Raw genomic sequence first — 25649 nt, 5'->3', positions numbered from 1 at the left:
CTCCGGGCTCATGCGAACGTTTGCCGCATCGTGTCGTTTGGTCGCATATCAGCCAAAACGGCCGACACTGTCCAGTGACATACCCCGGGTTTGTGATTAGCGGAGCGTCGGAACTGCCCCGCCGAGCGCGGCCGTCAGTTCGGCAGCAACATCCCGGACGATCTGCCCGATTTCCGGTAGTCGCTGATCGGTCAGCCGGCTGGTCATGCCGGACACGGAAATCGCCGCGAGCGGCTCGGCGCAGTCGTTGTAGACCACCGCGGCAACGCAGCGCAGGCCCATGCAGGCCTCTTCATCATCCAGCGCGAAGCCTTGCTTGCGGATCTTTTCGAGTTCCTTGAACAGGTCGCTCGGTCGCACGATCGATTTCTCTGTCAGGCGTGGCATACCGTGATGGCGGATGACGGCGCCGACGTCCTCGTCGGAATAGGTTGCGAGCACCGCCTTGCCGACGCCGGAGGTCACCATGGGGACGCGGCCGCCGACTTGGGTCAGAGAGCGCATGATCTCGCGGCTCTCCATGCGGGTCAGCACGATGATGAACTCGTCGTCGACCATGGCAAGATTGGCCGTCTCGCGGGTGAGATCACGCAGCTTGCGCAAATAGGGGATGGCCTGGGCGCTGAAATTGCGCCGGCGGGCAAAGCTCGCGCCGACGGTGAAGCTGCGCACACCGACATGCCATTTGGATTCAGCGCGGTCGAACTGCACGAAGCGGCGGCTTTCCAGCGTCGCGAGCAGGCGGTGCACGGTCGAGGCGGAGAGCCCGGTGCGCACGGCGAGATCGCTGAGGCGATAGCCTTCGTCGTCCTCGGACAGCGTCTCGAGGATCGACAACGCGCGGTCGACGGACTGCACGCCGCCGTCACGCGCCTCGTGGTCGGCCTCCGATGGCGACCGGGGCTCGAGAGATTTACGCCGGATCACGTTCCTGCCCATCGCGACCTGACTGTTTTCACCACTCCCCGCGCGCGGGGAGTGGTGAAGGGGATCGTCGTCTCAGAGCAGCCCTGCCCCGCGCGCCCATTTGTACTTGGCACCGAGGACCTCGACCGGCAGCTCGGTCGAGTATGCGTAGGCCGGGATGCCGTTCTGGTAGAGATATTCGGCGGCCTCCTCGACCTCGACGTCGCCGGCAAGCGAGGCGACGATCGGCTTCACGAAGCCCTTGGCCTCCATCTCCTTCTTCACCTCGACCATGTTGCGGGCGAACACCATCGGCGGCGTGACGATGGTGTGCCAGTAGCCGAGGATCAGCGAATGGATGCGCTCGTCCGTCAGGCCGAGCTTCACCGTGTTGACGTAGGTGATCGGCGGCTCGCCACCGGTGATGTCCACGGGATTTCCGGCCGCGCCAAACGGCGGGATGAATTTGCGGAAGGCCGCATCCAGATCCGCCGGCATCGACATCAGCGACAGGCCGTTGTCGACGCAGGAGTCCGACAGCAGCACGCCCGAGCCGCCTGCACCCGTGATGATCAGCACGTTCTCGCCCTTCGGCGTCGGCAGCACCGGCACGCCGCGCGCGAACTCGAGCAGCTGCCGCAGCGACCGGGCGCGGATCACGCCCGACTGCGCCAGGACGTCCTCGTAGATCTTGTCGTTACCGGCGAGCGCGCCGGTGTGCGACGAGGCCGCCTTCGCACCGGCCGAGGTGCGGCCGGCCTTGAGCACGATGACCGGCTTTTTCTTGGAGACGCGCTTTGCCGCTTCCGCGAAGGCGCGGCCGTCCTTGAGGTCTTCGCAGTGCTGCGCGATCAGGTTGGTGTTCGGGTCCTGCTCGAAGAAGGCGAGCAGATCGTCCTCGTCGATATCGGACTTGTTGCCGAGACCGACGATTGCCGACACGCCCATCTTGGCCGAACGGGAGAAGCCGATGATGGCCATGCCGATGCCGCCCGACTGCGAGGACAGCGCCGCGTGGCCCTTGACGTCATAGGCGGTGCAGAAGGTCGCGCAGAGATTGGCAGGCGTATAATAGAAGCCGTAGATGTTCGGTCCCATCAGGCGGATGTCGTACTTCTTGCCGACTTCGACGATCTCGGCCTGGAGCTCCGGCGCGCCGGCTTCCGCGAAGCCCGACGGGATCAGAACCGCGCCGGGAATTTTCTTCTCGCCGCATTCGGTGAGCGCCGCGGCCACGAACTTCGCGGGAATGGCGAACACGGCGGTGTCGATCACGCCGGGCACGTCCTTGACGCTCTTATACGCCTTGTAGCCGAGGATCTCGGCGGCCTTGGGATGAATCGGGTAGATGTCGCCCTTGTAGCCGCCGTTGACGAGGTTCTTCATCACGGAATTGCCGATCTTGCCGTCTTCGGCCGAAGCGCCGACCACGGCAACCGCCTTCGGCTGCATGATGCGGCTCATGGCCGCGACGATCTCTTCGGTCGGGCGCGGCTTCGGCTTGGGCACGTAAGCGAAGTCGACGACGATGCGGACATCGGCCGCGATCGCGTCCTTGGCCGTCGCGAACACCGGGTTGAGATCGAGCTCGACGATCTCGGGGAAATCGGTGACGAGCTGCGAGACCTTGACGATGACATCCGCAAGCGCGGTGCGGTTCACCGGCTCGCCGCCGCGAACGCCCTTCAAAATCTCATGCGCCTGGATGCCGTCGAGCATCGACAGCGCATCTTGCTTGGTCGCGGGCGCGAGGCGGAAGGTGATGTCCTTCAGGACTTCGACCAGCACGCCGCCGAGGCCGAAGGCAACCAGCTTGCCGAACGATGCATCGGTGATCGACCCGACGATCACTTCGGTGCCGCCGGCCAGCATCTGCTGCACCTGGACACCCTCGATCTTGGCGTCGGACTTGTACTTCCTGGCGTTCGAGAGGATCGTCTCGTAGGCCTTCTCGGCGTCTTCGGCCGTCTTGAGGCCGACGATGACGCCGCCGGCTTCGGTCTTGTGGAGAATGTCCGGCGAGACGATCTTCATCACCACCGGGAAGCCCATCGAGGCGGCCATCTTGCCGGCCTCGCCGGCCGACTTCGCCACACCTTCCTTCGGCACCGCAATGCCGTAGGCGTCGCAGACCAGCTTGCCTTCCGGCGCGGTCAGGCTGGTGCGCTTGTCCGCCTTGACCTGGTCAAGCACCTTGCGGACGGCATCTTTGGAATTGGACATGTGGCTCTCCCTTGACCTTGGTTCTTGCGTTCTCAAAGCGCGCGCGTGTTGCGGCTGCCCGTTATGCTTTCCATTCGCCGCGCTCTGTTCCATGTCGCGGAACGGAGTGGCATAAAGCCGAGGTTACTCCGCCGGCTTGGATCAAAAATGGCTGGCGATGGCATTTGGTATGCCAGAAGCCAACTTGTCAAGCTGCAGCGCACCTTAGAACGCTGCAAAAAATAGGCAGCTTGACATTCTGGTATTTGGTATGCCAAAAACTTTCCCGTTAATATTCCTGTAAAAGACGACTCCCACTGGAGGAGATTCGTCGTGTCACTGCGGAAACCAACCAAGGCGTTGCCGAACATGGCCGAGGCAGATATCGCAATCGTTCGTATTGCCCCGGAGAGTAGCTTCAAGAACAAGGCGTATGACGCCTTGAAGGAAGCCATCCTCAAGATGGACATCTACTCGACGCCCGAGCCGGTGATGCTCGACGAGCGCGCGTTGTCCGAGCGCCTGGGCGTGAGCCGCACGCCGATCCGCGAAGCCATCGCGATGCTCGAGCAGGACGGTTTCGTGAAGACGGTTCCGCGCCGCGGCATCATGGTGGTGCGGAGGACCAAGAGCGAGATCGTCGACATGATCCGCGCCTGGGCGGCGCTGGAGAGCATGGCGGCCCGCCTAATCACCGCCACGGCGCGCAAGAAAGACATCACGGCGCTGCGCGACTACTTCAAGGAATTTGGCAAGGATCGCCTGCCCGAGGATCACGTCGAGGAATATTCGCGCGCCAACATCGCCTTCCACCAGGCGCTGATCTCGCTGTCGGAATCACCGGTGCTGGTCGATCTCACCAACGACCTGCTGCTGCACGTGCGTGGCTATCGGCAGTTGACCATCGGCCGCAAGGACCGCACCGCGACTTCGCTGCCCGAGCATCTCGGCATGATCGAAGCCCTTGAGGCGCGCGATACCGAACTCGCCGAGAAGCGCGCCCGCGATCACACCCTTGGCCTTGCCGCTTACGTCGAAGCGCATGGTCAGGAACTCTTCTAGCCAGCAACGTTCACCAGAAGGGCGAAGCATCGCCCCCAAAGCCTGAAACGGCATCTTGAGACCAGGGAGACAAGGCCCATGCTGAATACCGCGACCAAGTCCGAAGCACCGGGCACCGAGCAGGAATTGACGGATGGCTTTCATCTCGTCATCGACGCGCTCAAGCTGAACGGCATCAACACCATCTATAATGTGCCGGGCATCCCGATCACGGATTTGGGCCGCATGGCCCAGGCGGCCGGTATCCGCATGATTTCGTTCCGCCACGAGCAGAACGCCGGTTATGCGGCGGGCATCGCTGGTTACCTCACCAAGAAGCCCGGCATCTGCCTCACCGTTTCCGCGCCCGGCTTCCTCAACGGTCTCACCGCGCTCGCGCACGCCACCACCAACTGCTACCCGATGATCCTGATCTCGGGCTCGTCCGAGCGCGAGATCGTCGACCTCCAGCAGGGCGACTATGAAGAGATGGACCAGCTCGCGATCGCCAAGCCGCTGTGCAAGGCAGCCTATCGCGTGCTGCACGCCCAGGATATCGGCATCGGTCTTGCCCGTGCCATCCGTGCCGCCGTCTCCGGCCGTCCGGGCGGCGTCTATCTCGACCTGCCGGCAAAACTGTTCGGTCAGGTGATGAACGCGGATGCCGGCCGGAAGTCGCTGGTCAAGGTGATCGACGCTGCTCCCGCACAGATTCCCTCGCCCGCTTCGATCAAGCGCGCGCTTGATGTCTTGAAGGGCGCAAAACGTCCGCTCATCATCCTCGGCAAGGGCGCGGCCTACGCGCAGGCCGACGAGGAGATCAAAACCTTCGTCGAGAAGAGCGGTATTCCCTTCCTGCCGATGAGCATGGCCAAGGGCCTCCTCTCCGACACCCATCCGCAGTGCGCAGGCGCTGCACGCTCGACGGTGCTGAAAGAATCCGACGTCGTGCTGCTGATCGGCGCCCGGCTGAACTGGCTGCTCTCGCACGGCAAAGGCAAGAACTGGGGCGAAGCGCCCAAGAAGTTCATCCAGGTCGACATCGAACCGCGCGAGATGGACTCCAACGTCGAGATCGTTGCGCCCGTCGTCGGCGACATCGGCTCGGTCGTCTCCGCCTTCAACCAGGCGATGGCTTCGGGCTGGACCGCCCCGCCGGCCGAATGGACCAAGGCGATTTCGACCAAGCGCGAAGAGAACGTCGCCAAGATGGCGCCGAAGCTCATGAACAACAAATCGCCGATGGACTATCACGGTGCGCTCGGCGTGCTGAAGAACGTCATCAAGGATCATCCCGAGGCGATCCTCGTCAACGAGGGCGCCAACACGCTCGACCTCGCCCGCGGCGTCATCGACATGTATCGCCCACGCAAGCGTCTCGACGTCGGCACCTGGGGCGTGATGGGCATCGGCATGGGCCAGGCGATCGCGGCGGCTCTCGAGACCGGCCATCCCGTGCTCGCGGTCGAAGGCGACTCGGCCTTCGGCTTCTCCGGCATGGAGGTCGAGACCATCTGCCGCTACAATTTGCCGATCTGCGTCGTCATCTTCAACAATGACGGCATCTATCGCGGCACCGACGTCAACAGCGTCAACGCCGATCCGGCAACGACCGTGTTCGTCAAGGGCGCCCGCTACGACAAGATGATGGAAGCCTTCGGCGGCGTCGGCGTGAACGCGACCTCTCCCGACGAGCTCAAGCGCGCCGTCAACGAAGCCATGGCCTCGGGCAAGCCGACGCTCATCAACGCCGTGATCGATCCGGCCGCCGGATCCGAGAGCGGCCGCATCGGCAACCTCAATCCGCAGAGCGTTCTGCAGAAGAAGAAGTAAGCACTCCCCTTCAACCCAATAAGGTCCCTGCGGGTGCAGGGGTAGATCAGAGTACGGAGCAACACGATGACAAAAGCGCTCGAGGGCGTTCGCATTCTCGACTTCACCCACGTCCAGTCCGGGCCGACCTGCACGCAGTTGCTCGCATGGTTCGGCGCCGACGTGATCAAGGTGGAACGTCCGGGTGTGGGCGACATCACCCGCGGCCAGCTGCAGGACATCCCGAATGTGGACAGCCTGTATTTCACCATGCTCAACCACAACAAGCGCTCGATCACGCTCGACACCAAGAATCCCAAGGGCAAGGAAGTCCTCACCGAGCTGATCAAGAAGTGCGACGTGCTGGTCGAGAATTTCGGACCCGGCGTGCTCGACCGCATGGGCTTCCCCTGGGAGAAGATCCAGGCGATCAACCCGAAGATGATCGTCGCCTCGATCAAGGGCTTTGGTCCCGGACCGTATGAAGACTGCAAGGTCTATGAGAACGTCGCACAGTGCACCGGCGGCGCCGCCTCCACCACCGGCTTCCGCGACGGCCTGCCGCTGGTCACCGGCGCGCAGATCGGCGACAGCGGCACCGGTCTGCATCTGGCACTCGGCATCGTCACCGCACTCTATCAGCGCACCCATTCCGGCAAGGGCCAGAAGGTGACGGCCGCGATGCAGGACGGCGTGCTCAATCTCGCGCGCGTCAAGCTGCGCGACCAGCAGCGCCTCGCCCATGGTCCGCTCAAGGAATACAGCCAGTTCGGCGAAGGCATTCCGTTCGGCGATGCCGTGCCGCGTGCCGGCAACGATTCCGGTGGCGGCCAGCCCGGCCGCATCCTGAAGTGCAAGGGCTGGGAGACCGATCCCAACGCCTACATCTACTTCATCACGCAGGCCCCGGTCTGGGAGAAGATCTGCGACGTGATCGGTGAGCCCTCCTGGAAGACCGATCCGAACTACGCCAAGCCGGCCGTCCGCCTGCCGCGCCTGAACGAGATCTTCGGCCGCATCGAACAGTGGACGATGACGAAGACGAAGTTCGAGGCGATGGAAATCCTCAACAAGGACGACATCCCTTGCGGCCCGATCCTGTCGATGAAGGAGATCGCCGAGGACCAGTCGCTGCGCGCGACCGGCACCGTGGTCGAGGTTGACCACCCCACCCGCGGCAAGTACATCTCGGTCGGCAACCCGATCAAGCTGTCGGACTCCCCGAGCGAGGTGGAGCGCTCCCCGCTGCTCGGCGAGCACACCGACGAGATCCTGCGCACCGTGCTTGGCTTCTCGGACCATCAGGTCGCCGATATCCACAAGTCCGGCGCGCTCGATCCGCCGCAAAAGCAGGCCGCGGAGTAAGCGGGCTTATCTCACGACGCAAAAGGCCGCCGGCTTCGGCGGCCTTTTTGTTGGCGCGCAAAGGCTGCATCGCACGATCGGCGCGCTTGCCGCGCCGTCAAGGCTGGATTAAAGATTGGTTCGCGAGGAACAGATGCGGTGGCCGGCCGTTACTCCCTCGACCGGCGTGCTCCCGGAAATGCGAGCATGCCCGGAAATACCAGCATGCCATCTCCACGGCGAGTGCAGCACGCCTCGCAAAGACCCTGCCCCACGCTGAAGAACTGGTCGCCTTCGCTTCCGAGGATGGCAAGTCGGCCTTTCAGTTCAGGCACGGGCGGCGTCGCGTCCGGCACGCGCCAGGACCACGCTCGTTGATCAAATTGAGGGCTCAAATGTCGAAAGATCAATCCTCTGATCGCGCCAAGCGTGAAGCCAACAAGGCATTCAAGCCTGCGACAACGCAGAAGCCGATCAATGACTATGCGAAGGACCAGAACTCCTTCAACGAGAATCGCGAGCGGCTGAAAGCGGAGCGATTGGCTCGGGAGGCGAAGCCGGGAAGCGGCTCCGAATAAGCGCGACAATCCCAGACTCCGGCTGCGAATTCCGCTGAAGGCGGGGCGCCGAAATCCGCCTGCCCTACAGCATCGAGAGCACGACGATTCCGTCTTCGACTGCGCCAGAAGCGAGCTGCGCCCGCGCCATGCGCTCGAACTCGGTCCGGTTCTTGCGAAGATAACTGAAAGCCTGCTTCTGCGTCAGGAAGGTCGTCGCAAGACGGCACATCTGTCGGCCCGCGCCAAGCGCGAGAAAGAAGGTGATGGTGCCACCGCCATCCGACTTGATTCTAGGCACGACCCGCACTCTTTGGCATGTGATCGGCCCTCTCCGAATTGTCGTCGCCGCAACGGAGGCAGCTATGGCGTCACCTTCTTCTTGCGCTTCGTTGGAGTGGCCGCGGGCAACGATGCCTGAAGGGCGGCGTCGGCCGCTTCCTTGGCTTCGCGCAGCTCTCGAAGCCGCGCCATGTTCTTGCGAACATCGACGGCTTGCTTTCCAACATCCACCATCGCCCGAGCGCCTTCCTCAGCGGCCAAACGCTGACGATTAGAACGCGCGATGCTTTCGGGTGACGGTTCGGCCGGTCTCTTGGCGCTCATTATTCACCCTGCTCTGCAACGGACAAAAACCCGCTCAATCCGGAGATCGAGCGGGTGGCATGGCCGTTTCAGTACATCCGTGAAACGGCACCAAGGCTTTAGGCCAGCGAGAGATTCTCAGCGCTGACCTTGCCCCGCATCTTGTCGGTCTTGAGTTCGAAGTTGACCTTTTGGCCTTCAGCGAGACCTGCAAGACCAGCCCGCTCGACCGCGCTGATGTGAACGAACACATCGTTGCCGCCGTCGTTCGGCTGAATGAATCCAAAGCCCTTCTGGCCGTTAAACCACTTCACAGTACCTGTCGTCATTTTCTTCTCCAAAGCGCATACGCGCAGGTTCCGCGTGATCGTCACGCAGAACAAATTCTATTCGTCGATGTCTATGGAAAAGGAGCCCGCGGGCGCATTCAACAAGGCACAGCGGCTGAACGAACAGCCTCAACGTATACCTCATCCTCGCCATTTGCAAGGCTTGACCGAATTTAACGCCTCGGGCCCGGCGGTAGGTAGGGGACGCCGCGCTATCCAGCGCTCATCAATCGCCGCAACTGCTCTCGGCAACGACTTGCAACCCAACATGACACGGGCGCGATATCCGAATTTCGAGTGTTGGGGGCGCTCGACGGCGTTCTCCAATTCAGAACGCATGTATCGCAATAATGCATTTTTACAAAACGAGGGGGTAACCTAGGCTTGATCGATGCCAAGCCGTACGGCGCGCAATGGAGCGCGACGACGGAGGGACCGATGCTGACTGATGCGGCTATTTTTTAATCAGACATCGCCATGCGCCCGCAAGGTAAGAGTCGCCATTCATGAGCTCGGATTGAGGCTTGCCGGCTCGTTTGAACGCGCACGCGTTCGGTCATCCATGATGGCGACCCGGCCATGCTGAGTTTCGAGCCCGGAACGGTCTTCAGCAGCCGTCACCTCGCCGATATTTTCAGCACCGCCCCGATGCGCACCATTTTCGGTGAGCGCAATTCCCTTGAGTCCATGCTCCTGGTCGAGGTCGCGCTGGCGAAGGTACAAGGGCAGCTCGGTGTGATTCCTGTCGAGGCTGCTGCTGCGATCGCCTCCGCTGCACGTACTGAACTACTCGACCTCGACGAATTGGCCGCGGGCACTTTGCGCGCCGGCTTGCCGGTCGTGAATTTGGTCGAGCAGTTGATCCGGCTTACCGGCAACCCCCATGGCGAATTCGTCCATTGGGGTGCCACGAGTCAGGACATCATGGACACCGCGCTCGTGATGCAGATACGCGACGCGCTCGAGCTCATCCACCGCGACCTGGAGCGCCTGATATCCACGCTTGCGGATCTGGCGCGTACCCACCGCGATACGCCCATGGTCGGCAGGACCAAACTTCAACACGCGATTCCGATAACCTTCGGATTCAAGGTTTCCGTCTGGCTGTCGGGCCTGCTGCGCCACAGGCAGCGTCTCGCCGAACTCAAACCAAGAGTCCTCCAGGTCCAATTCGGTGGTGCGGTCGGCACTTTCGCATCGCTTGGCGACGATGGCGACCGCGTCCGCGCTGCGCTAGCCAGCGAACTCGGACTCGGCGAGCCCTTGGTGGCATGGCACGCCGCGCGCGATGGTTTGGCCGAGACGGTTTGCCTGCTTGGGCTGATCTCGGCGACCCTGAGCAAGATCGCGACCGATGTCGTGTTGATGGCGCAGACTGAGGTCGGCGAAGTGCTGGAGCCAGGCGGCCAGGGCCACGGCGCCTCCAGCACCATGCCGCACAAGCGCAACCCGATCATCTGCGAGCAGATTCTCAGCACCGGACTGTCGTTGCGCCGGCTCGCGAGCGCCATGCTCGACGCTTCGGTCCACGACCATGAACGGGCGACGGGACCGTGGCAGGCCGAATGGTCGCTGCTGCCGGAAGCGTTCGTACTGGTCTCCCGGGCCTTGGACAACGCTGTTCGCCTCTGCGGCGGACTGGTCGTCAGACCCGATGCGATGCAGGCCAATCTGGGACGCACACAGGGTCTCATCGCCGCAGAGGCCGTCATGATGGTACTCGCTCCGCACCTCGGGCGCCATCATGCGCACGAGATGGTGAGCGCGGCATGCACGCACGCGATCGCTTCGGGCCTGACATTGGCCCAGAGCCTTTCGCGCGATCCGGCCGTGACAGCCCACATCGCCCTGCATGAGATCGAGGCGGCTGCGGACCCGGCTCGATACATCGGCCTGTCCGCCCGCGAGGTCGATCGTGTCCTCGCGGCGTGCGCCGATCGACCGGCCAGTGCTGTGCAAGGCGACGCCATCGATGCGGAGTGAGGCGATATGATTCTGAAACGCAAGCGCACCTCCCTCGTCGCAGCTGCGGTGCTGTCAGTGTTGAATGCGGCACATGCCGAGTCGCCCTTCCCGTCGCGGCCGATCACGTTGATCGTCCCCTTCGCGGCCGGCGGCCCGAATGACGTGATGAGTCGGATTGTGTCCGAACACATGGCGCGAAAACTCGGGCAGCCGATCATTATCGAGAACATCGCCGGGGCGGGCGGCACGACCGGCTCAACGCGCGTCGCGAAGAGCGCGCCCGACGGTTATACGCTCGTCAGCGGTCACGTCGGCACGCATGCGGCATCGGTCGCGCTGTATCCGAATCTCCGTTACGACCCGCTGGTTGATTTCACGCCGATTGGCCTGGTCGCGGAAACGCCGATCCTCGTCGTCGCTCGCCGCGACCTTGGCGCGGACAGCATGGCGTCGTTCATCGCGATCGCCAAGGCGCGTGGCCCGGACCTCACCTTGGCCCATGCGGGCGTCGGTTCGATCAGCCACATCAGCTGTCTGCTGTTCACCTCCGTGATCGGATTCAAGCCGGTGGAGGTGCCTTATCGCGGATCAGCGCTGGCGATGACCGACCTGATCGCGGGCCGCAGCGACTTCAGCTGTGGATTGTTGGGCGACGTTCTTCCCTTCCTGGGCGACAACAATCTGCGTTTTCTGACCGTATCGGCCGCCGCACGGGTTCCGCAATTGCCGGACACACCGACGGCCCGGGAAGCCGGGCTTCCACAGTTTGTGGCATCGAGCTGGTTCGCGTTCTACCTGCCGAAAGGCGCCCCTGACGCCATTCGCGACCGGTTCTCGGATGCGCTTCGCGCGGCGCTCGACGATGACGGCGTGCGGAGACGGCTTGAACTGGTAGGCTTGATCCTGCCACCGCCGGACCAGCGAGGCCCCGAATCTCTCAAGCGGCGGATGACCGAAGAGATCGCGCGCTGGCGGGACATTGTCAAAACCGCGCAGATTCGCCTCGATCAATAAGTGCAACCGATGCAGTCGAGCGCGTGATCGCCGGCCAGCTCTCGCCGCCGGCGCATCAGTCGCAGGCGGGCGGAACAATTCGACGATCCCCGGCTACAATCTCGCATTCGCCATGACGCCGCACGACGTGGCGGCGGTGTGCCAATCATCCATCAAAAAAATTCGAGACGCCCTGTCGGATCGGCGGTATCCGATCCGTCCTCTAGACATGAATGGGCAATAGACGCTGACGTCGAGCCCGGCGATTCATGAGGAAGATGATCATGCCCAGCACTGTGCGCCTGCACCGCGTTTTGACGACCAGCCCTGAGAAAGTCTATCGCGCCTTCCTGGAGGCGGATGCGCTGGCGAAATGGCTTCCGCCGAACGGCTTCACCTGCACCGTGCATCATTTCGAGCCGAAGGTCGGGGGCACGTTCAAGATGTCGTTCCGTAACTTCACGACGGGCAACAGCCACGCCTTCGGCGGCGAATATCTCGAGCTCGTCCCCGGCGAACGTCTCCGCTACACTGACAGGTTCGACGACCCCCATCTGCCGGGCGAGATCCAGGTGACCGTGATCCTGAAGAAAGTATCCGTCGGCACCGAGCTGGATATCACGCAGGCCGGCATCCCCGACGTCATCCCGCCGGAGGCTTGTTATCTCGGCTGGCAGGAATCGCTGCGCAATCTGGCGAAGCTCGTCGAGCCTGAGATCAAGCAATAGCGTCTGCAGCGGAGCGAGCGCCTCGTCCTTCGAGACGACCGCTCCGCGGTCTCCTCAGGATGAGGCTAGCGGCAACAGGGCTCGTCAAGACTGCAGCCACATACTCCGACCTCATCCTGAGGGCCCGCCAAAGGCGGGCGTCTCGAAGATGGGCCGCCAAACGGCCGCCTAGTGCGATGGCCAGCTCACGAACGATCGAGTGTCATCTCAGCGAGCCTACGCCCCTGCCTTCGGCGCAACCCCGCCGCTTGCGGTCCAGCGGTCGGGGTCCGGGCTGTGCCCGATCAAAGCAAGGCCGTAGGCGATCGACTCGAACTGATCGCCCGACATCAGCCGTTCGTTGCCGAACCGCTCTGCGAACAGTCTTCGGACAGCCGGCACGAAGGACGTGCCGCCGGTCAAAAACACCTTCTCGACCTCGCGCGCGGTGATGCCGGCTTCGCCCAGCACCTTGTCGACGGTGGCCCCGAGCCTCGCGACGTCGTCGGCAATCCAAGCTTCGAAATTCTTCCGCGTGATGGTCGAGCCGATGTCAACCCCACCGCCCCTGAAGCGGAACTCCACCTGGTCCTGCGCCGACAAAGCGACCTTGGCGTCGGACACCGCGCGGTACAACGAAAAGCCGAGGTCGAGATCGACGATGGTGATGAAATCCTCGAGCAGAGCCGGCTTCACCGCGGTGCGCGCAAGCTCCCGGAGTTCGCGCAGGTCGCCGTTGCTCTTCATCATCGCGAGCTGATGCCAGCGCGCGAGGTTGGTGTAGTGGCCGGTGGGGATTGGCAGCACCTTGTCGAACGAGCGGAAGCTCGAGCCCTTGCCCAGCCGCGGCGAGACGACGTGATCGACGATGCGGCAATCGAAGGTGTCGCCCGCAATCCCGATGCCGGCATGGCCGAGCGGCTCGGCGCGCAAGGCGCCGCCGGCACGCGAGAACCGCATCACCGAGAAATCGCTGGTGCCGCCGCCGAAATCCGCAACCAGCACGGTCGCATCGCGCTCGAGCCGGCGGGCGAAGGAGAACGCTGCGCCCACGGGCTCGTAGACATAGCGGGCGTGGCCGGCGCCAAGGCGCTCGAACGCGGCCCGGTAACGTTGCATCGCCAGCGCCTCGTCGGGATTGCCGCCGGCGAAGCGGACGGGGCGACCGACCGTAATGGTGGACGTCTCGAAGCCGAATTTATCGCCGCCATGGCGCGCCAGCGTCCGCAGGAACGCCGCCAAAATATCCTCGAATTTGTAGCGCTGCCGGAACACCTGGGTGGTGTTGAAGCTGGAGCTCGCGGCGAAGGTCTTGAACGACTGGAGGAAGCGGTAGACATGGCGTCCTTCCAGGAACTGCTCGATCGCCCACGGGCCGCCTTCGGCCTGGGCGCCGGCCCCCGGCCGGTCCTCCCAGAAGCACAAAGCCGACACGAAGACGCTGTGGCGCTGTCCGCCATGGTCGAAGCGGATGGCCTCGACCCGGCGGTCGTCCGCCGCAAGGGCCACGACCGTGTTGCTGGTCCCAAAATCGATGCCGATCGAGACGGCGGGCGAGGCGCTCGACATGAACCACTCTGACAGATGACTGGAAGGGGGCAGACCACTAGCGGCTTCGTGCACCGCTGCCAAGGCTCCGATTTTGGACATTGGCGGTCAAATGATTCAGTTTCGGCGGGTTTTGGGCACGTCGCACTCAAATCAACCGATTTAACGGATTGTTATGCTGCAATGCGAAGAGTTAAATGCTGCTATGCAATGGCATGCATAGACATTGGCATCTGGTATACATAGATTGCCTTTCGAAATGAGACAGTAGTACTGACCGTCTCAAGAAAGGGATTTCCGATGTCCAAGACCGCTTCCGTCGCTCTCTCGTCCTCCTCCTCGCTGTTCGCCCGCCTGATGGCCACGATCGACCGCCTCCTGATGGCGAGCGCCAAGATCTCGAATCGCAACGGCGACCTGCCGCACTTCGGCCTGTAAGCCGGCCTCCTCCCGGCCGCCGTGTGGCGGGACGGTTTTAGATCAATCCGCATACTACTTTTGATGAATGGCCCCGGATGACGGGGCCATTTCTACTTGTGCTGTCCTGAGTCACAGCCGCAACCGGGCAAGGTCCTGCGGCATTTGCGCACGGTGACCGGACCAGCGCTTGAAGCTTGGCATAATGCATACAAGAATGCCGTTCCAGCGCTCGCAGAAAAATGAGAGGCGCCACGGGAGGCTTTATGACGGACATGGTGCAAGCAACCGCCCCGACAGCCGCGCGCGTTAGCGACACGTATCGCTGGGCGCAATTGGCGGTTGGCGTCGCGGCGATGGTGATGATCGCCAACTATCAATACGGCTGGACGTTCTTCGTCCCCGACATCCAGAAGAAGTTCGGCTGGGATCGTGCGTCGATCCAATGGGCCTTTACCCTGTTCGTCCTGTTCGAGACCTGGCTCGTGCCGATCGAAGGATGGTTCGTCGACAAATACGGTCCGCGCCTCGTCGTCCTGGTCGGCGGCGTGCTCTGCGCCGCCGGCTGGGCGATCAACGCGCAGGCGACCACGCTCAACGGCTACTATCTCGGCATGATCATCGCGGGCATCGGCGCCGGCGGCGTCTACGGCACCTGCGTCGGCAACGCGCTGAAGTGGTTTCCGGACAAGCGCGGTCTTGCCGCGGGCATCACGGCCGCGGGCTTCGGTGCAGGCTCTGCGCTGACCGTTGCGCCGATCCAGGCCATGATCAAGGACAGCGGTTTCCAGACCACCTTCCTGTATTTCGGCCTCGGACAAGGCATCATCATCTGCATTCTCGCCTTCTTCCTGCTGGCGCCGAAGGCAGGCCAGGTGCCCAGCGTGGTGGCGAACGCCAATCTGCAACAGAGCCGCCGCAACTATCAGCCGACCGAGGTACTGCGCCAGCCGATCTTCTGGCTGATGTACTTCATGTTCGTGATCGTCGGCGCCGGCGGCCTGATGGTGACGGCCAATTTGAAGCCGATCGCGGCCGACTGGAAGATCGACAACGTGCCGGTCACGTTGATGGCGGTGACGATGACCGCGGTGACCTTCGCGGCCACCATCGACCGCGTGCTCAACGGCCTGACGCGTCCATTCTTCGGCTGGATCTCCGACATGATCGGCCGCGAGAACACGATGTTCATCGCCTTCGGCATGGAAGGTATCGGCATCTGGATGCTATACCTCTGGGGCCACGATCCGCTGTGGTTCGTGCTGCTCTCGGGCTTCGTGTTCTTCGCCTGGGGTGAGATCTACTCGCTGTTCCCCTCGACCTGCACCGATACGTTCGGCGCCAAGTTCGCGACCACCAATGCCGGCCTGCTCTACACCGCGAAGGGTACGGCCGCGCTGCTGGTCCCGATCGGCAACTACATGCAGCAGTCGTCTGGCAGTTGGGACAACGTGTTCATCATCGCGGCCGGCGCCAACATCCTGGCCTCGGCGCTGGCGATCGCGGTGCTCAAGCCCTGGCGCAAGGTCGTGGTCGCGCAATCGACCGTCTGACGCACTCCAAAGCGCTTCTCGCGCAAAACGCCCGGCCTCGCGGCCGGGCGTTTTCGTTTTGCGCGAAGCTTCGGCGATCCCGCCGTGGTGCAAACGGAACTCGCATTTTGTCGCCCGCGCGCCAAGATAAGGCTTGCAATCTGGAATATGGTATACCAAGCTCGCCACTGCGCTTGCGACGATAAGCCACAATATTGCGACATCAGGTCATCTTGCGACCGGTGCCGAACCAGACAGGCGCTCGGGAGGTTTTTGATGATTTCCAGCACCGATGGCGCCGTCACGGCCGCGCCTCTTCGCACAGGTTTCCGTTGGCTTCAGCTGGTCATGGGCATCGTCTGTATGGCGATGATCGCCAACCTGCAATACGGCTGGACGCTGTTCGTCGATCCGATCGATCACGCACACCACTGGGGACGCGCCGCGATCCAGCTCGCCTTCACCATCTTCGTCGTCACCGAAACCTGGCTGGTGCCGATCGAGGCCTGGTTCGTCGACAAATACGGCCCGCGGATCGTCGTCATGTTCGGCGGCGTCATGATCGCGCTGTCGTGGATTCTCAACTCCTATGCCGATAGCCTCACCTTGCTCTACGCGGCCGCGATCATCGGCGGCATGGGCGCGGGCGCGGTGTACGGCACCTGCGTCGGCAACGCGCTGAAATGGTTTCCCGATCGCCGGGGCCTTGCGGCCGGTGCGACCGCCGCCGGCTTCGGCGCAGGCGCTGCACTCACCGTCGTGCCGATCGCGGCCATGATCGCAACGAGCGGCTATCAGCACGCGTTCCTCACCTTCGGGATCGGCCAGGGCGTGATCGTCTTCGTGCTCGCCTTCTTCATCCAGCCGCCGCGCATCTCGATCCCGCCGAAGAAGAAGCAGCTCAATCTGCCGCAGACCAAGATCGACTTCACCCCGCCCCAGGTGCTGCGCGCCCCTATTTTCTGGGTGATGTATCTCGTTTTCGTCATGGTCGCCTCCGGCGGCCTGATGACCGCGGCGCAGATCGCTCCGATCGCGCACGACTTCAAGATCGCCGACACGCCGGTCACGCTCGCCGGCTTCCAGATGGCGGCATTGACGTTTGCGATCTCGCTCGACCGCATCTTCGACGGTTTCGGACGGCCCTTCTTCGGCTTCGTCTCCGACACGATCGGCCGCGAGCACACCATGTTCATCGCCTTCGGCACCGCGGCGCTGATGCTGCTGACGCTGTCCGCCTATGGCCACGTGCCTGTCGTTTTCGTGCTCGCCACCGCGGTCTATTTCGGCGTGTTCGGCGAGATCTACTCGTTGTTCCCGGCGACCTGCGGCGACACCTTCGGCTCGAAATTCGCAACCACCAACAACGGCATGCTCTACACCGCGAAGGGGACGGCGTCCCTGCTCGTTCCGCTGGCCAGCGTGATCTCGGCCACGTATGGCTGGAAGGCCGTGTTCGTGGTCGCGGTCGCCTTGAACGCGACGGCGGCCCTGATGGCGCTGTTCGTGATCAAGCCGATGCGCCGCTCCTTCATCCTCGGCAAGGAAGCCGAGAGCGCCAACGCCGCGACGGGGAACGCCAAGACCGAGACGGCATAACGAACACGCACCTTGCACGGGTGACACAGGGGCGCAGCGATGCGCCCCTTTCTTTTTGGCTGACGGCAAATGTCAGCATTGCTGCCGCAAGATTTTGCGGATCAGCCAAATCGAAGGCTTGACGATTGGTATTATGTATACCACACTTGCTTCATCATTCACCCAGGGAGGTTGCAATGCTGGTCGGAGACATTCTGCGCAAGAAGACACCGCGCGTTGTCACGGTGCGAATGAACGAAACGGTGGGTATCGCCGCCAAGCTGATGCGCGCCAACAATATCAGCGCACTGGTGGTGAAGGACGTGGTCCGCTCCGAAGGTAACACCGCGGTCGGCATGTTCACCGAGCGCGACGTTGTGCGCGCCGTTGCCGAGCACGGCGCCAATGCCGTCAACGTCAAGGTCTCGCAGCTCGTCTCGGTGCAGCAGCTCGTGTCCTGCACGTCAAGCGACACGATCGAGCACGTTCGCCATCTCATGAACCGGAATCACATCCGGCACCTGCCTGTCATCGACGATTACAGCCTCGTCTCGGTCATCAGCATGCGTGACATCGCGTCCTTCATGGACGAAGCGATCAACGGCACGCCGCAAGCAGCTTAAAGCGCCTCACTTCCCCTGCGACTACCGGACCCGGCTCGGACCCTTCCGAGCCGGACCGGATCTTTCGTCCCGAAATCCGGCTTCCGCTGCTTCGCGAGGATTCCATGAAGATCTGCATCTACGGCGCCGGCGCAATCGGCGGATATCTCGGGGTTCAGCTCGCGCGCGCGGGCGCCGACGTCAGCCTGGTCGCACGCGGCGCGCACCTTGCCGCGATGCGCGAGCGGGGCCTGACCCTGCTCGCGGGCGAGGAGAAGCACACCGTGCATCCGCGCTGCACCGATGATCCCACCGAGCTCGGCGTGCAGGACTACATCATCATCACGCTGAAGGCGCACTCGATCACCGGCGTGATCGAGACAATGCAGCCGCTGCTCGGACCCCATACCCGCATCGTCACCGCCGTCAACGGCATCCCCTATTGGTACTTCTACAAGCACGGCGGCCAATACGAGAATTCGACGCTGGAGAGCATCGACCCCGGCGGACGGCAGTGGCGCGAAATAGGCGCCGAGCGCGCCATCGGCTGCATTGTCTATCCCGCCACCGAGATCGAGGCGCCCGGCGTGATCCGTCACGTCTACGGCAACAACTTTCCGCTCGGCGAGCCCTCCGGCGAGACCACTCCGGACGTGCAACGCCTCGCCGATCTCTTTGTCGCAGCCGGGCTGAAAGCGCCGGTGCTCGATCGCATCCGCGACGAGATCTGGCTCAAGCTGTGGGGCAACGTCTGCTTCAACCCGATCAGCGCACTCACCCATGCAACGCTCGACGTGATCTGCACCGATCCAGCCACCCGCGCGCTGTCGCGCGCGATCATGATGGAGACGCAAGGCATCGCCGAGACGTTCGGCGTCAAATTCCGTGTCGACGTCGAGCGCCGCATCGAAGGCGCCCGCAAGGTCGGCGCGCACAAGACCTCGATGCTGCAGGATCTCGAGCGCGGACGCCCGATGGAGATCGACCCGCTCGTCACCGTCGTGCAGGAGATGGGCCGCCTCACCGGCGTCGCCACCCCCGCGCTCGATTCCGTGCTGGCGATGGTCACCCAGCGCGCCCGCATCGCCGGTCTCTACGACGGCATCTCGACGCCATCGGATCCGCGCGCACTGGCGGTGGCATGATGGCTGGCGAGGTCAAACGATGGCTCCGCTTCCGCAAGAGCGGTGCGACCGGCTTCGGCACGCTGAATTCGTCAGGCATCAGCGTGCATGAGGGCGACATGTTCGGCCGCCATGCAGCCACCGGCAAGACGCTGGCGCTGTCGGAGGTCGAACTGCTCGCGCCCTGCGCGCCCAGCAAGATCGTCGCGCTCTGGAACAATTTTCACGCGCTCGCGGCCAAGCTCAACCAGCCCGAGCCGCCGGAGCCGCTCTATCTTCTGAAGGCCACCACCAGCATCACGACACCCGGCGCGGTGATCCGCCGTCCCTCTTATTACGACGGCAAGACCACCTATGAAGGCGAGCTCGGCATCGTCATCGGCAAGACCTGTGCGCGGGTGTCGCCGGCGGAAGCGGACGGCTGCATCTTCGGCTACACCTGCGTCAACGACATCACGGCCAACGATATCCTGACCAGCGACCCGACCTTCCCGCAATGGGCGCGGGCCAAGGGCATCGACGACTACGGCCCGTTCGGCCCCGTCATTGCCACCGGTCTCGATCCGGCCAGGCTGGTGGTCCGCACCATCCTCAACGGCGCGGAGCGGCAGAACTATCCGATATCGGACATGATCTTCACCGCGCAGGAGCTGGTCAGCAGGATCTCCCACGACATGACCCTGCTCCCCGGCGACCTCATTGCCGTCGGCACCTCGGTCGGCGTCGGCGTGATGAAAGAGCCGGTGAACACGGTAACCGTCGCGATCGACGGCATCGGCGAATTGACCAACGAGTTTCGGCTGTAGCGCAATCTGTCATTCCGGGCTCGCGCTTCGGAATGGCGGCGGAATGAGCCAGCACCGCCCCGCAGAGGGAAACCCGGCAACCTCACACCGCACTCCGCCGATCGGCTGACGCATTCAGCCGTGGATCGTGCGACCGGACCTATCCGGCAAGCCCCCGCCGCCCTTGATCTCGGTTCCGCTCTCCAATAGCAATTATGGCGATAATGTGTGCCGGCGTGAGGAAGTCACGATGTGGCTGTTTTTCCTGGTTGCCTGGGTTGTTCTGCTCGCTGCCATCGCGATCTTCGCCCAGCAGGCGCTCGGTTACGATGTCGGCCACCTGCCCACCTGGTTCGGAGGCCTGCCAGTCCCGCAGCGGTTTGCGACCGGCGCGATCCTGGCCTTGGCGCTGGCACTGATCGGCGCCTCCGCCTGGCTGTTCTCGCGCCAGGACCGGCGCCTCGACACATTGCGCGATCGTCTCAAGAAGACCCGCGAGGACGTCGTCGTCGCCCACGCCCTGCAGAACCACCTCGACGCCACCGTCCAGCACCTGATCGAGAGCGATCCCCGGGAGGCCGTCTCCGCCCTGCACGACAAGCTGGGCGAGACCGAGCAGCGCGCCCTGCTGCAGCGGGGCCGCAACGAATCTACCGACATGCACGACCAGCTCGCCGAAATCCGCCGGCGCCAGCAGGAACTGCGCGACATGGTCGGCAAGGCCGCCGAGCAGCGCCGCGCGGTCGAGCCCGTTTTCACCGAGATCCGCGACCGCCAGAACCAGCTCGAACGCTCGCTGCACGACCTCGAAACCGACGACCGCAACAACAACCTCGCCGACCGGCTGAAGGACATCGCGCGCGACGTATCGACGCTGCTATCCCGGGTCGGCACGGTCCAGAACACCTTTGCGACCCTGAACCAGTACAAGGAAGATCTGGCGAAGTCCCACGCCGAGCTGATGCCGCTACGCGCGTCGGACGCCGGCCTCAATGCCTTGATCGGCGAGCTGGGCCTCAGCCATGAGCGCCTCACCAAGAGCGTCGACGAGCTCGAAACCGGCGGCGAAGCGCCGCTTAGCACCCGCGTCGAGATACTGTCGAAGAACAAGATCGAGATCGAACAGCGCCTGGCCCGCATCGAGGACAGCTTCCACATCCTCAAAGGCATCGGGCTCGATTTCGAAGAGCTCGGCCAGCGCCGGGCCCAGCTCGAACGCTCGCTCGCCGGTGTCGAGATCGACGCCGAGGGCAATACGCTTGCCGACCGCCAGAATGCGCTGAACGATTTTGTTCTCCAGTCGCGCCAGCGCCTCGGCGCGTTACAGGAAACGCTGGCGACGCTGAACGCCTTCAAGACGGAGCTGTCGAAGTCGCAGGCTGACCTCGTCCCACTGAAGGCGCCCGTGTTCGGCATCGAGGCGATGATCGCGGACGTCGGCACGACGCGCGACCTCCTCGCCAAAACCGTCGGCGAGATCGAGGCGAGCGGCGACCTCAGCCTCGCCTCGCGCGTCGACGCGCTGACCAGGAGCAAACGCGAGGTCGAGGACCGCCTCGCCCGCATCTTCGACAATTTCAACGCGCTCGACGGCTTGCGAAAAGACATCGGCGGCATCTTCTCCACGATCCGGAATAGCCTGAACCGGATCGGGTGAAGGCAGTCCGTAGCGACATCCGGGGCGCGCGATGCGCAAAGACCCCGGATACCGCTTCACTTATCCGAGCTACGATCGAAACAAGCGTCGAGCTCGAACCGCGATCTCTCTCGGCGCGACTAATCCCCCATGCGCTTCATCCTCGGCCTTCTGTCTGGTCTCGTCGGCATGCTGGCCGGCTGGTCCGGACTTGCGATCCTGGTGGCGACGCTCGCGGGGCCGGACCGGGATGGCGGCACCGCCATGGGGGCCTTCTTCCAGATCGGGCCGATCGGCGGTGTCATCGGGTTTATTGTCGGCCTGTGGCTCTTCAGCAGGATCGGCATCGTCAGAGAGAGCGTCTCTCCCTCCGACGCGGAGGTGCCCGGCACCGCAGCGGCCTCCCGCAGCCGCATCTCGTTTCCCTTTGCCGTCACGCTTGTGCTGCTGATTGCGGGGCTCGGCTGGTGGGCGTGGTACGAATTCGTCCGCTCGCCCACCCTCTCGCACGGCTTCATGACGCTCGAGCTCCAGTTCAAGCTGCCAGCCGGCATGACCTTGCCGGCAAGGGAGGACGTGCGGATCGAGGTGCAGGAACGACAGGGATATACCGTGGCCGAGTTGACCAATCGCTGGCATGGTCATGACGGCGATCGTCAGGTGATCCTCACCTCCGCCTCGCTGATGTACAAAACACCCCACCGCCTCGTCACCCTCACTTTGCCCAACCAGCCCCCACAATCGTGGCGGCTCGATCTCTCCTCCGATCCAGATCCGACACCGGGCTATTCGGACTGGCACGTTGCGGAGGGCACGCCGTCCGCAAAGGTCGAGATGAATTTTCGCCTGAGCGCCGACCGCTGAGGAGCGCTCGGCGCCACTCCGAAGCATCTGGACACATCACATCTCGGCGCGCACGGCAGATGCCGCCAACATGTCGCGCGGATGCCGCACTGTGGACGCATTCGGCCGCCCTTCTGTGAGGCGTGTCTGGGGGCACGGCGGTGCCGTGTTTGGACCAAACCTTCTAGGGATGTGACTGTGAAGAAGATTGTATTTGTTGTGGGTGCTACGCTTGCTCTGGTGACGGTTGCGAATGCTGCGGATCTGCCGCGCCGCCAGCCCGTTCCCGTCTATTCCGAGCAGGCGCCGATCGGCAAGATGCCTATTGGCAAGAGCCCGGTTGGAAAGGCCCCGATCGGCAAGGCGCCCGGCCCCGTCGCGGCGCGCTACTGACGCGCAGCGAAATACGCGCAGAAGCAAAGCTGGACTCTGCGTGAGTGGCCGACAGTCGAGGGGCATAGCGTGACGAACAAACCTGATCGATCCGGACCCTGCATCCTTGCGGGATTCGCGCTCGCGGCCCTGCTCGCGTGCACGACGCCCTCGGCCTGCGCCCACGAAGCGAACAAGCGCGTTGCTGAGGCAAACGCGCTTGCCACGACCGAGACCGCATCACGGCCGGCGCTGCAAACGACGCGGCGCGCAGTCGCGCGCGCGGAGAAAGGTCCGTACTACGTCGATTTCCGCGCCCGCACGGCCGCAAGCTGGGGCCACGCCTTCGTCTGGTACGGCAAGACCAGCGAGCGCGCCGTCGAGGTGGCAGGGCTCACGCCGGCCGGCGACACCTGGGCCTATGTGCTCGGTCACCTCACCTGGGTGCCGGCGGAGACCGGCGCGAGCTACGGCGATCTCGACCCGGACTATTTGACCGCGAACTACCGCGTCTATCTGAACGAAGCCGACGCCAAGCGCGTGTTTGCCTATATCAAGAAATTGCAGGCGAGCTCGCCGGTCTGGAACGCCGAGACCACCAATTGCACCGGCTTCATCGGCGACATCGCCGAGTACATGGGATTGAAGGTTCCCTACCGCTGGCAGCGCCCCGAAAACTTCGTCAACAGCCTCAAGGAAATGAACGGCGGCCGCCAGATGGTGCGGCTGTCGACGGAATAGCTGAAGCCCTCTTGCCCGTCGGGCAAAACACCCGCAAATTTCCCGCACCGCCTGTCAATGCCCGCCCGCCAAAATATTCCACTTTACCGAAATTCGGATTTGTCGTAGGTACGACACACCCGGGACAAGGGGCGGATCGCGATCGTCACGAACCGCGGGTTGGGCAGCGATGGACGCGACGGCGTCGGGCGCGGCGAGCCTTGCAGGGCGGGAAACCGTGAGCACAGGCTTCGCGCCTACGACACGGCGCCGACAGCGTCTTCGCATGGTTTCGGGTGCGAGCACACGCCAGCTCTCGAAGTCCCAGCGAGGACGTGCGCGGACGAACAAGTCGTGTGGTCCTGACGCCCGGGGTCTGTGCGTCAAGTCCTGCAGTGATGTGGCGGTCCAACCGGGCGCGCGCATCAGTCATCTGCATGGCGACGGGGGCAATAGTGCATCGCTCCCCGGGGAGAGCACGAAGGACACGTTAAAACCATCGCGCAGGGAAGGCCGGGCGATTGGCTGACCTGTGGTCCACCCCGTGTGCATTCTTTTGGCGCACGGACTTGCGGGTGCCAGCCGGCGCCCGGCCTTCCCTGCGCCCTTGTCACGACAAGGGCGATGCGATCAGGCAAAGCTCGGGCGAATGCGCCGCGAGAGGGCGGAGGCGTGCCTTGCGATTGACGAGGTGCGAATTTGCGCGCGGCCGCGAGCGTAAATCTATCACCGTCACCCTGAGGTGTGAGCAGCGCGGTGCGAATGCACCGCGAGGCGGGCCTCGAAGGGCGACAGCCCGGCTCTCGCAGCGTGGCCGCTCATCCTTCGAGGCTCCTACCCGGTGCTACGCACCGCGCAGGTCGCACCTCAGGATGACGGAGCAATAATCGTGCGCTCAAATTATCCGCCCTGCGGAATCCCCCCACTCCCCGCATGATCGCCCCGCCTCCACCGCACGCCGGCGCAATAGACTTTTCCCGACCCGGGCGGCATCCTGCCGTCATCAAACGATAACAGAGCGCCACGCAGGCGGAGGAAACAGATCATGCTGCAGACACGGTTCACCAAGCTCGTCGGTGTCGAGCATCCGATCGTCCAGGGCGGCATGCAATGGGTCGGGCGCGCCGAGCTGGTCGCCGCCGTCGCCAATGCCGGGGCGCTCGGATTCATCACGGCACTGACCCAGCCGACGCCGGAGGACCTCCGGAAGGAGATCGCCCGCTGCCGCGATCTCACCGACAAGCCGTTTGGCGTCAACCTCACCATCCTGCCCGCCATCAAGCCGCCGCCTTATGCCGAATATCGCGCCGCCATCATCGATAGCGGCATCACGGTCGTCGAAACAGCCGGCAACAAGCCGCAGGAGCATGTCGACGAGTTCAGGAAGCACGGCGTCAAGGTCGTGCACAAATGCACCAGCGTCCGTCACGGGCTCTCGGCCGAGCGCATGGGCGTCGACGCCATCTCGATCGACGGGTTCGAATGCGCCGGCCATCCCGGCGAGGACGACACCCCCGGCCTGATCCTGATCCCGGCCGCCGCCAACAAGATCAAGATCCCGATGATCGCCTCCGGCGGCTTTGCCGACGCCCGCGGCCTGGTCGCCGCACTGGCGCTGGGCGCCGAAGGCATCAACATGGGCACGCGCTTCATGGCGACCAAAGAGAGCCCCATTCATCAGCTCATCAAGGAGAAGATCGTCGCCAATGACGAGCGCGAGACCGAGCTGATCTTCCGCACCATGCGCAACACCTCCCGCGTCGCCAGGAACGAGATCTCGACCAAGGTCGTCGCGATGGAGAAGGAAGGCGCCAAGTTCGAGGACATCCGCGAGCTCGTCGCGGGCGCCCGCGGCAAGATGGTCTACGCGACCGGCAACTCGGACGAAGGCATCTGGTCGGCGGGCCAGGTCCAGGGCCTGATCCAGGACATCCCGACCTGCGCCGAACTGATCTCCCGCATCGTGCGCGAGGCGGAGGCCATCATCCGCAGCCGGCTCGAAGGCATGATCGTTCATCCGACAGCGCAGGCTGCGGAATAATCACGGCAAG

Annotated in this window: 25 protein-coding genes; 19 read left to right on the top strand and 6 right to left on the bottom strand. The window is 63.6% G+C overall.

What is annotated here, in order from left to right; genetic code table 11:
- Positions 1–96: 96 nt before the first annotated feature.
- A complete protein-coding gene (locus AC0L3S_RS00790) occupies positions 97–939 on the bottom strand; it encodes an IclR family transcriptional regulator (protein ID WP_473277769.1) in 843 nt (280 codons plus the stop codon).
- A gap of 60 nt (positions 940–999) precedes the next feature.
- Entirely contained in the window at positions 1000–3129 is a 2130-nt protein-coding gene (locus AC0L3S_RS00785) for an acetate--CoA ligase family protein (RefSeq protein ID WP_473277768.1), read from the bottom strand.
- A gap of 348 nt (positions 3130–3477) precedes the next feature.
- Here AC0L3S_RS00785 and AC0L3S_RS00780 point away from each other — a divergent pair, with 348 nt between their 5' ends.
- From AC0L3S_RS00780 to AC0L3S_RS00765, 4 genes are all read left to right on the top strand, one after another.
- Complete coding sequence (locus AC0L3S_RS00780) at positions 3478–4170, top strand: GntR family transcriptional regulator (RefSeq protein ID WP_162496371.1); 693 nt, start codon at positions 3478–3480, stop codon at positions 4168–4170.
- A gap of 78 nt (positions 4171–4248) precedes the next feature.
- Positions 4249–5982 (top strand): oxalyl-CoA decarboxylase, encoded by a 1734-nt coding sequence (oxc, locus tag AC0L3S_RS00775; RefSeq protein WP_473277767.1) that lies wholly within the window; start codon positions 4249–4251, stop codon positions 5980–5982.
- A gap of 66 nt (positions 5983–6048) precedes the next feature.
- Positions 6049–7326, top strand: coding sequence for a formyl-CoA transferase (frc, locus tag AC0L3S_RS00770; RefSeq protein WP_007608365.1), 1278 nt, complete (start codon positions 6049–6051; stop codon positions 7324–7326).
- A 374-nt stretch (positions 7327–7700) separates the two neighbouring features.
- On the top strand, positions 7701–7883 hold the full coding sequence (locus AC0L3S_RS00765) for a hypothetical protein (protein ID WP_007608360.1): 183 nt from the start codon (positions 7701–7703) through the stop codon (positions 7881–7883).
- Between the two features lie 64 nt (positions 7884–7947).
- Here AC0L3S_RS00765 and AC0L3S_RS00760 read toward each other — a convergent pair whose 3' ends face one another.
- The 3 genes from AC0L3S_RS00760 to AC0L3S_RS00750 form a co-directional block, all read right to left on the bottom strand.
- A complete protein-coding gene (locus AC0L3S_RS00760; RefSeq protein WP_026233616.1) occupies positions 7948–8172 on the bottom strand; it encodes a hypothetical protein in 225 nt (74 codons plus the stop codon).
- A 53-nt stretch (positions 8173–8225) separates the two neighbouring features.
- On the bottom strand, positions 8226–8468 hold the full coding sequence (locus AC0L3S_RS00755) for a hypothetical protein (protein WP_027516998.1): 243 nt from the start codon (positions 8466–8468) through the stop codon (positions 8226–8228).
- A gap of 98 nt (positions 8469–8566) precedes the next feature.
- Positions 8567–8776, bottom strand: coding sequence for a cold-shock protein (locus AC0L3S_RS00750; RefSeq protein WP_007593324.1), 210 nt, complete (start codon positions 8774–8776; stop codon positions 8567–8569).
- 34 nt (positions 8777–8810) lie between these two features.
- Here AC0L3S_RS00750 and AC0L3S_RS00745 point away from each other — a divergent pair, with 34 nt between their 5' ends.
- From AC0L3S_RS00745 to AC0L3S_RS00730, 4 genes are all read left to right on the top strand, one after another.
- Positions 8811–9158, top strand: coding sequence for a hypothetical protein (locus tag AC0L3S_RS00745; RefSeq protein ID WP_473277766.1), 348 nt, complete (start codon positions 8811–8813; stop codon positions 9156–9158).
- 197 nt (positions 9159–9355) lie between these two features.
- Positions 9356–10759: a 3-carboxy-cis,cis-muconate cycloisomerase gene (pcaB, locus tag AC0L3S_RS00740; protein WP_473277765.1), complete on the top strand. Its 1404-nt coding sequence runs from the start codon at positions 9356–9358 to the stop codon at positions 10757–10759.
- Between the two features lie 6 nt (positions 10760–10765).
- Positions 10766–11755, top strand: a complete 990-nt coding sequence (locus AC0L3S_RS00735) for a Bug family tripartite tricarboxylate transporter substrate binding protein (RefSeq protein WP_473277764.1) — start codon at positions 10766–10768, stop codon at positions 11753–11755.
- 263 nt (positions 11756–12018) lie between these two features.
- The gene (locus tag AC0L3S_RS00730; RefSeq protein WP_473263201.1) at positions 12019–12462 is read left to right on the top strand and encodes an SRPBCC family protein; all 444 of its coding nucleotides are present in this window, start codon (positions 12019–12021) and stop codon (positions 12460–12462) included.
- Positions 12463–12678: 216 nt separating this feature from the next.
- Here AC0L3S_RS00730 and AC0L3S_RS00725 read toward each other — a convergent pair whose 3' ends face one another.
- Positions 12679–14010 (bottom strand): Hsp70 family protein, encoded by a 1332-nt coding sequence (locus AC0L3S_RS00725; protein ID WP_473277763.1) that lies wholly within the window; start codon positions 14008–14010, stop codon positions 12679–12681.
- A gap of 279 nt (positions 14011–14289) precedes the next feature.
- Between AC0L3S_RS00725 and AC0L3S_RS00720 the strand changes: the two genes are divergently transcribed.
- The 11 genes from AC0L3S_RS00720 to AC0L3S_RS00670 all read left to right on the top strand — a co-directional run bounded on the left by AC0L3S_RS00720 (position 14290) and on the right by AC0L3S_RS00670 (position 25639).
- The gene (locus tag AC0L3S_RS00720; protein ID WP_473277762.1) at positions 14290–14427 is read left to right on the top strand and encodes a hypothetical protein; all 138 of its coding nucleotides are present in this window, start codon (positions 14290–14292) and stop codon (positions 14425–14427) included.
- A 245-nt stretch (positions 14428–14672) separates the two neighbouring features.
- The gene (oxlT, locus tag AC0L3S_RS00715) at positions 14673–15959 is read left to right on the top strand and encodes an oxalate/formate MFS antiporter (RefSeq protein WP_473263198.1); all 1287 of its coding nucleotides are present in this window, start codon (positions 14673–14675) and stop codon (positions 15957–15959) included.
- Positions 15960–16214: 255 nt separating this feature from the next.
- The gene (gene oxlT / locus AC0L3S_RS00710) at positions 16215–17537 is read left to right on the top strand and encodes an oxalate/formate MFS antiporter (protein ID WP_473263197.1); all 1323 of its coding nucleotides are present in this window, start codon (positions 16215–16217) and stop codon (positions 17535–17537) included.
- Between the two features lie 176 nt (positions 17538–17713).
- Positions 17714–18139, top strand: a complete 426-nt coding sequence (locus AC0L3S_RS00705) for a CBS domain-containing protein (protein ID WP_007593342.1) — start codon at positions 17714–17716, stop codon at positions 18137–18139.
- A gap of 104 nt (positions 18140–18243) precedes the next feature.
- Positions 18244–19263 (top strand): 2-dehydropantoate 2-reductase, encoded by a 1020-nt coding sequence (locus AC0L3S_RS00700; RefSeq protein WP_473277761.1) that lies wholly within the window; start codon positions 18244–18246, stop codon positions 19261–19263.
- Positions 19260–20048: a fumarylacetoacetate hydrolase family protein gene (locus AC0L3S_RS00695; protein ID WP_473277760.1), complete on the top strand. Its 789-nt coding sequence runs from the start codon at positions 19260–19262 to the stop codon at positions 20046–20048. Before AC0L3S_RS00700 ends, AC0L3S_RS00695 begins: the two co-directional genes overlap by 4 nt.
- 229 nt (positions 20049–20277) lie before the next feature.
- Entirely contained in the window at positions 20278–21684 is a 1407-nt protein-coding gene (locus AC0L3S_RS00690) for a hypothetical protein (RefSeq protein WP_473277759.1), read from the top strand.
- A gap of 129 nt (positions 21685–21813) precedes the next feature.
- The gene (locus tag AC0L3S_RS00685) at positions 21814–22527 is read left to right on the top strand and encodes a hypothetical protein (protein WP_473263192.1); all 714 of its coding nucleotides are present in this window, start codon (positions 21814–21816) and stop codon (positions 22525–22527) included.
- 171 nt (positions 22528–22698) lie between these two features.
- Positions 22699–22899 carry a hypothetical protein gene (locus tag AC0L3S_RS00680; RefSeq protein ID WP_007608336.1) on the top strand — a complete coding sequence of 67 codons (201 nt, stop codon included), beginning with the start codon at positions 22699–22701 and terminating at the stop codon, positions 22897–22899.
- A gap of 69 nt (positions 22900–22968) precedes the next feature.
- Complete coding sequence (locus AC0L3S_RS00675) at positions 22969–23619, top strand: hypothetical protein (protein ID WP_473277758.1); 651 nt, start codon at positions 22969–22971, stop codon at positions 23617–23619.
- Between the two features lie 1024 nt (positions 23620–24643).
- The gene (locus AC0L3S_RS00670) at positions 24644–25639 is read left to right on the top strand and encodes an NAD(P)H-dependent flavin oxidoreductase (protein ID WP_473263190.1); all 996 of its coding nucleotides are present in this window, start codon (positions 24644–24646) and stop codon (positions 25637–25639) included.
- Positions 25640–25649 lie beyond the last annotated feature (10 nt).

The organism is Bradyrhizobium sp. Ken01 (genome assembly GCF_055807355.1).
The sequence above is the reverse complement of the archived record's forward strand: the minus strand, read 5'-3'. Positions and strand labels throughout refer to the sequence as shown.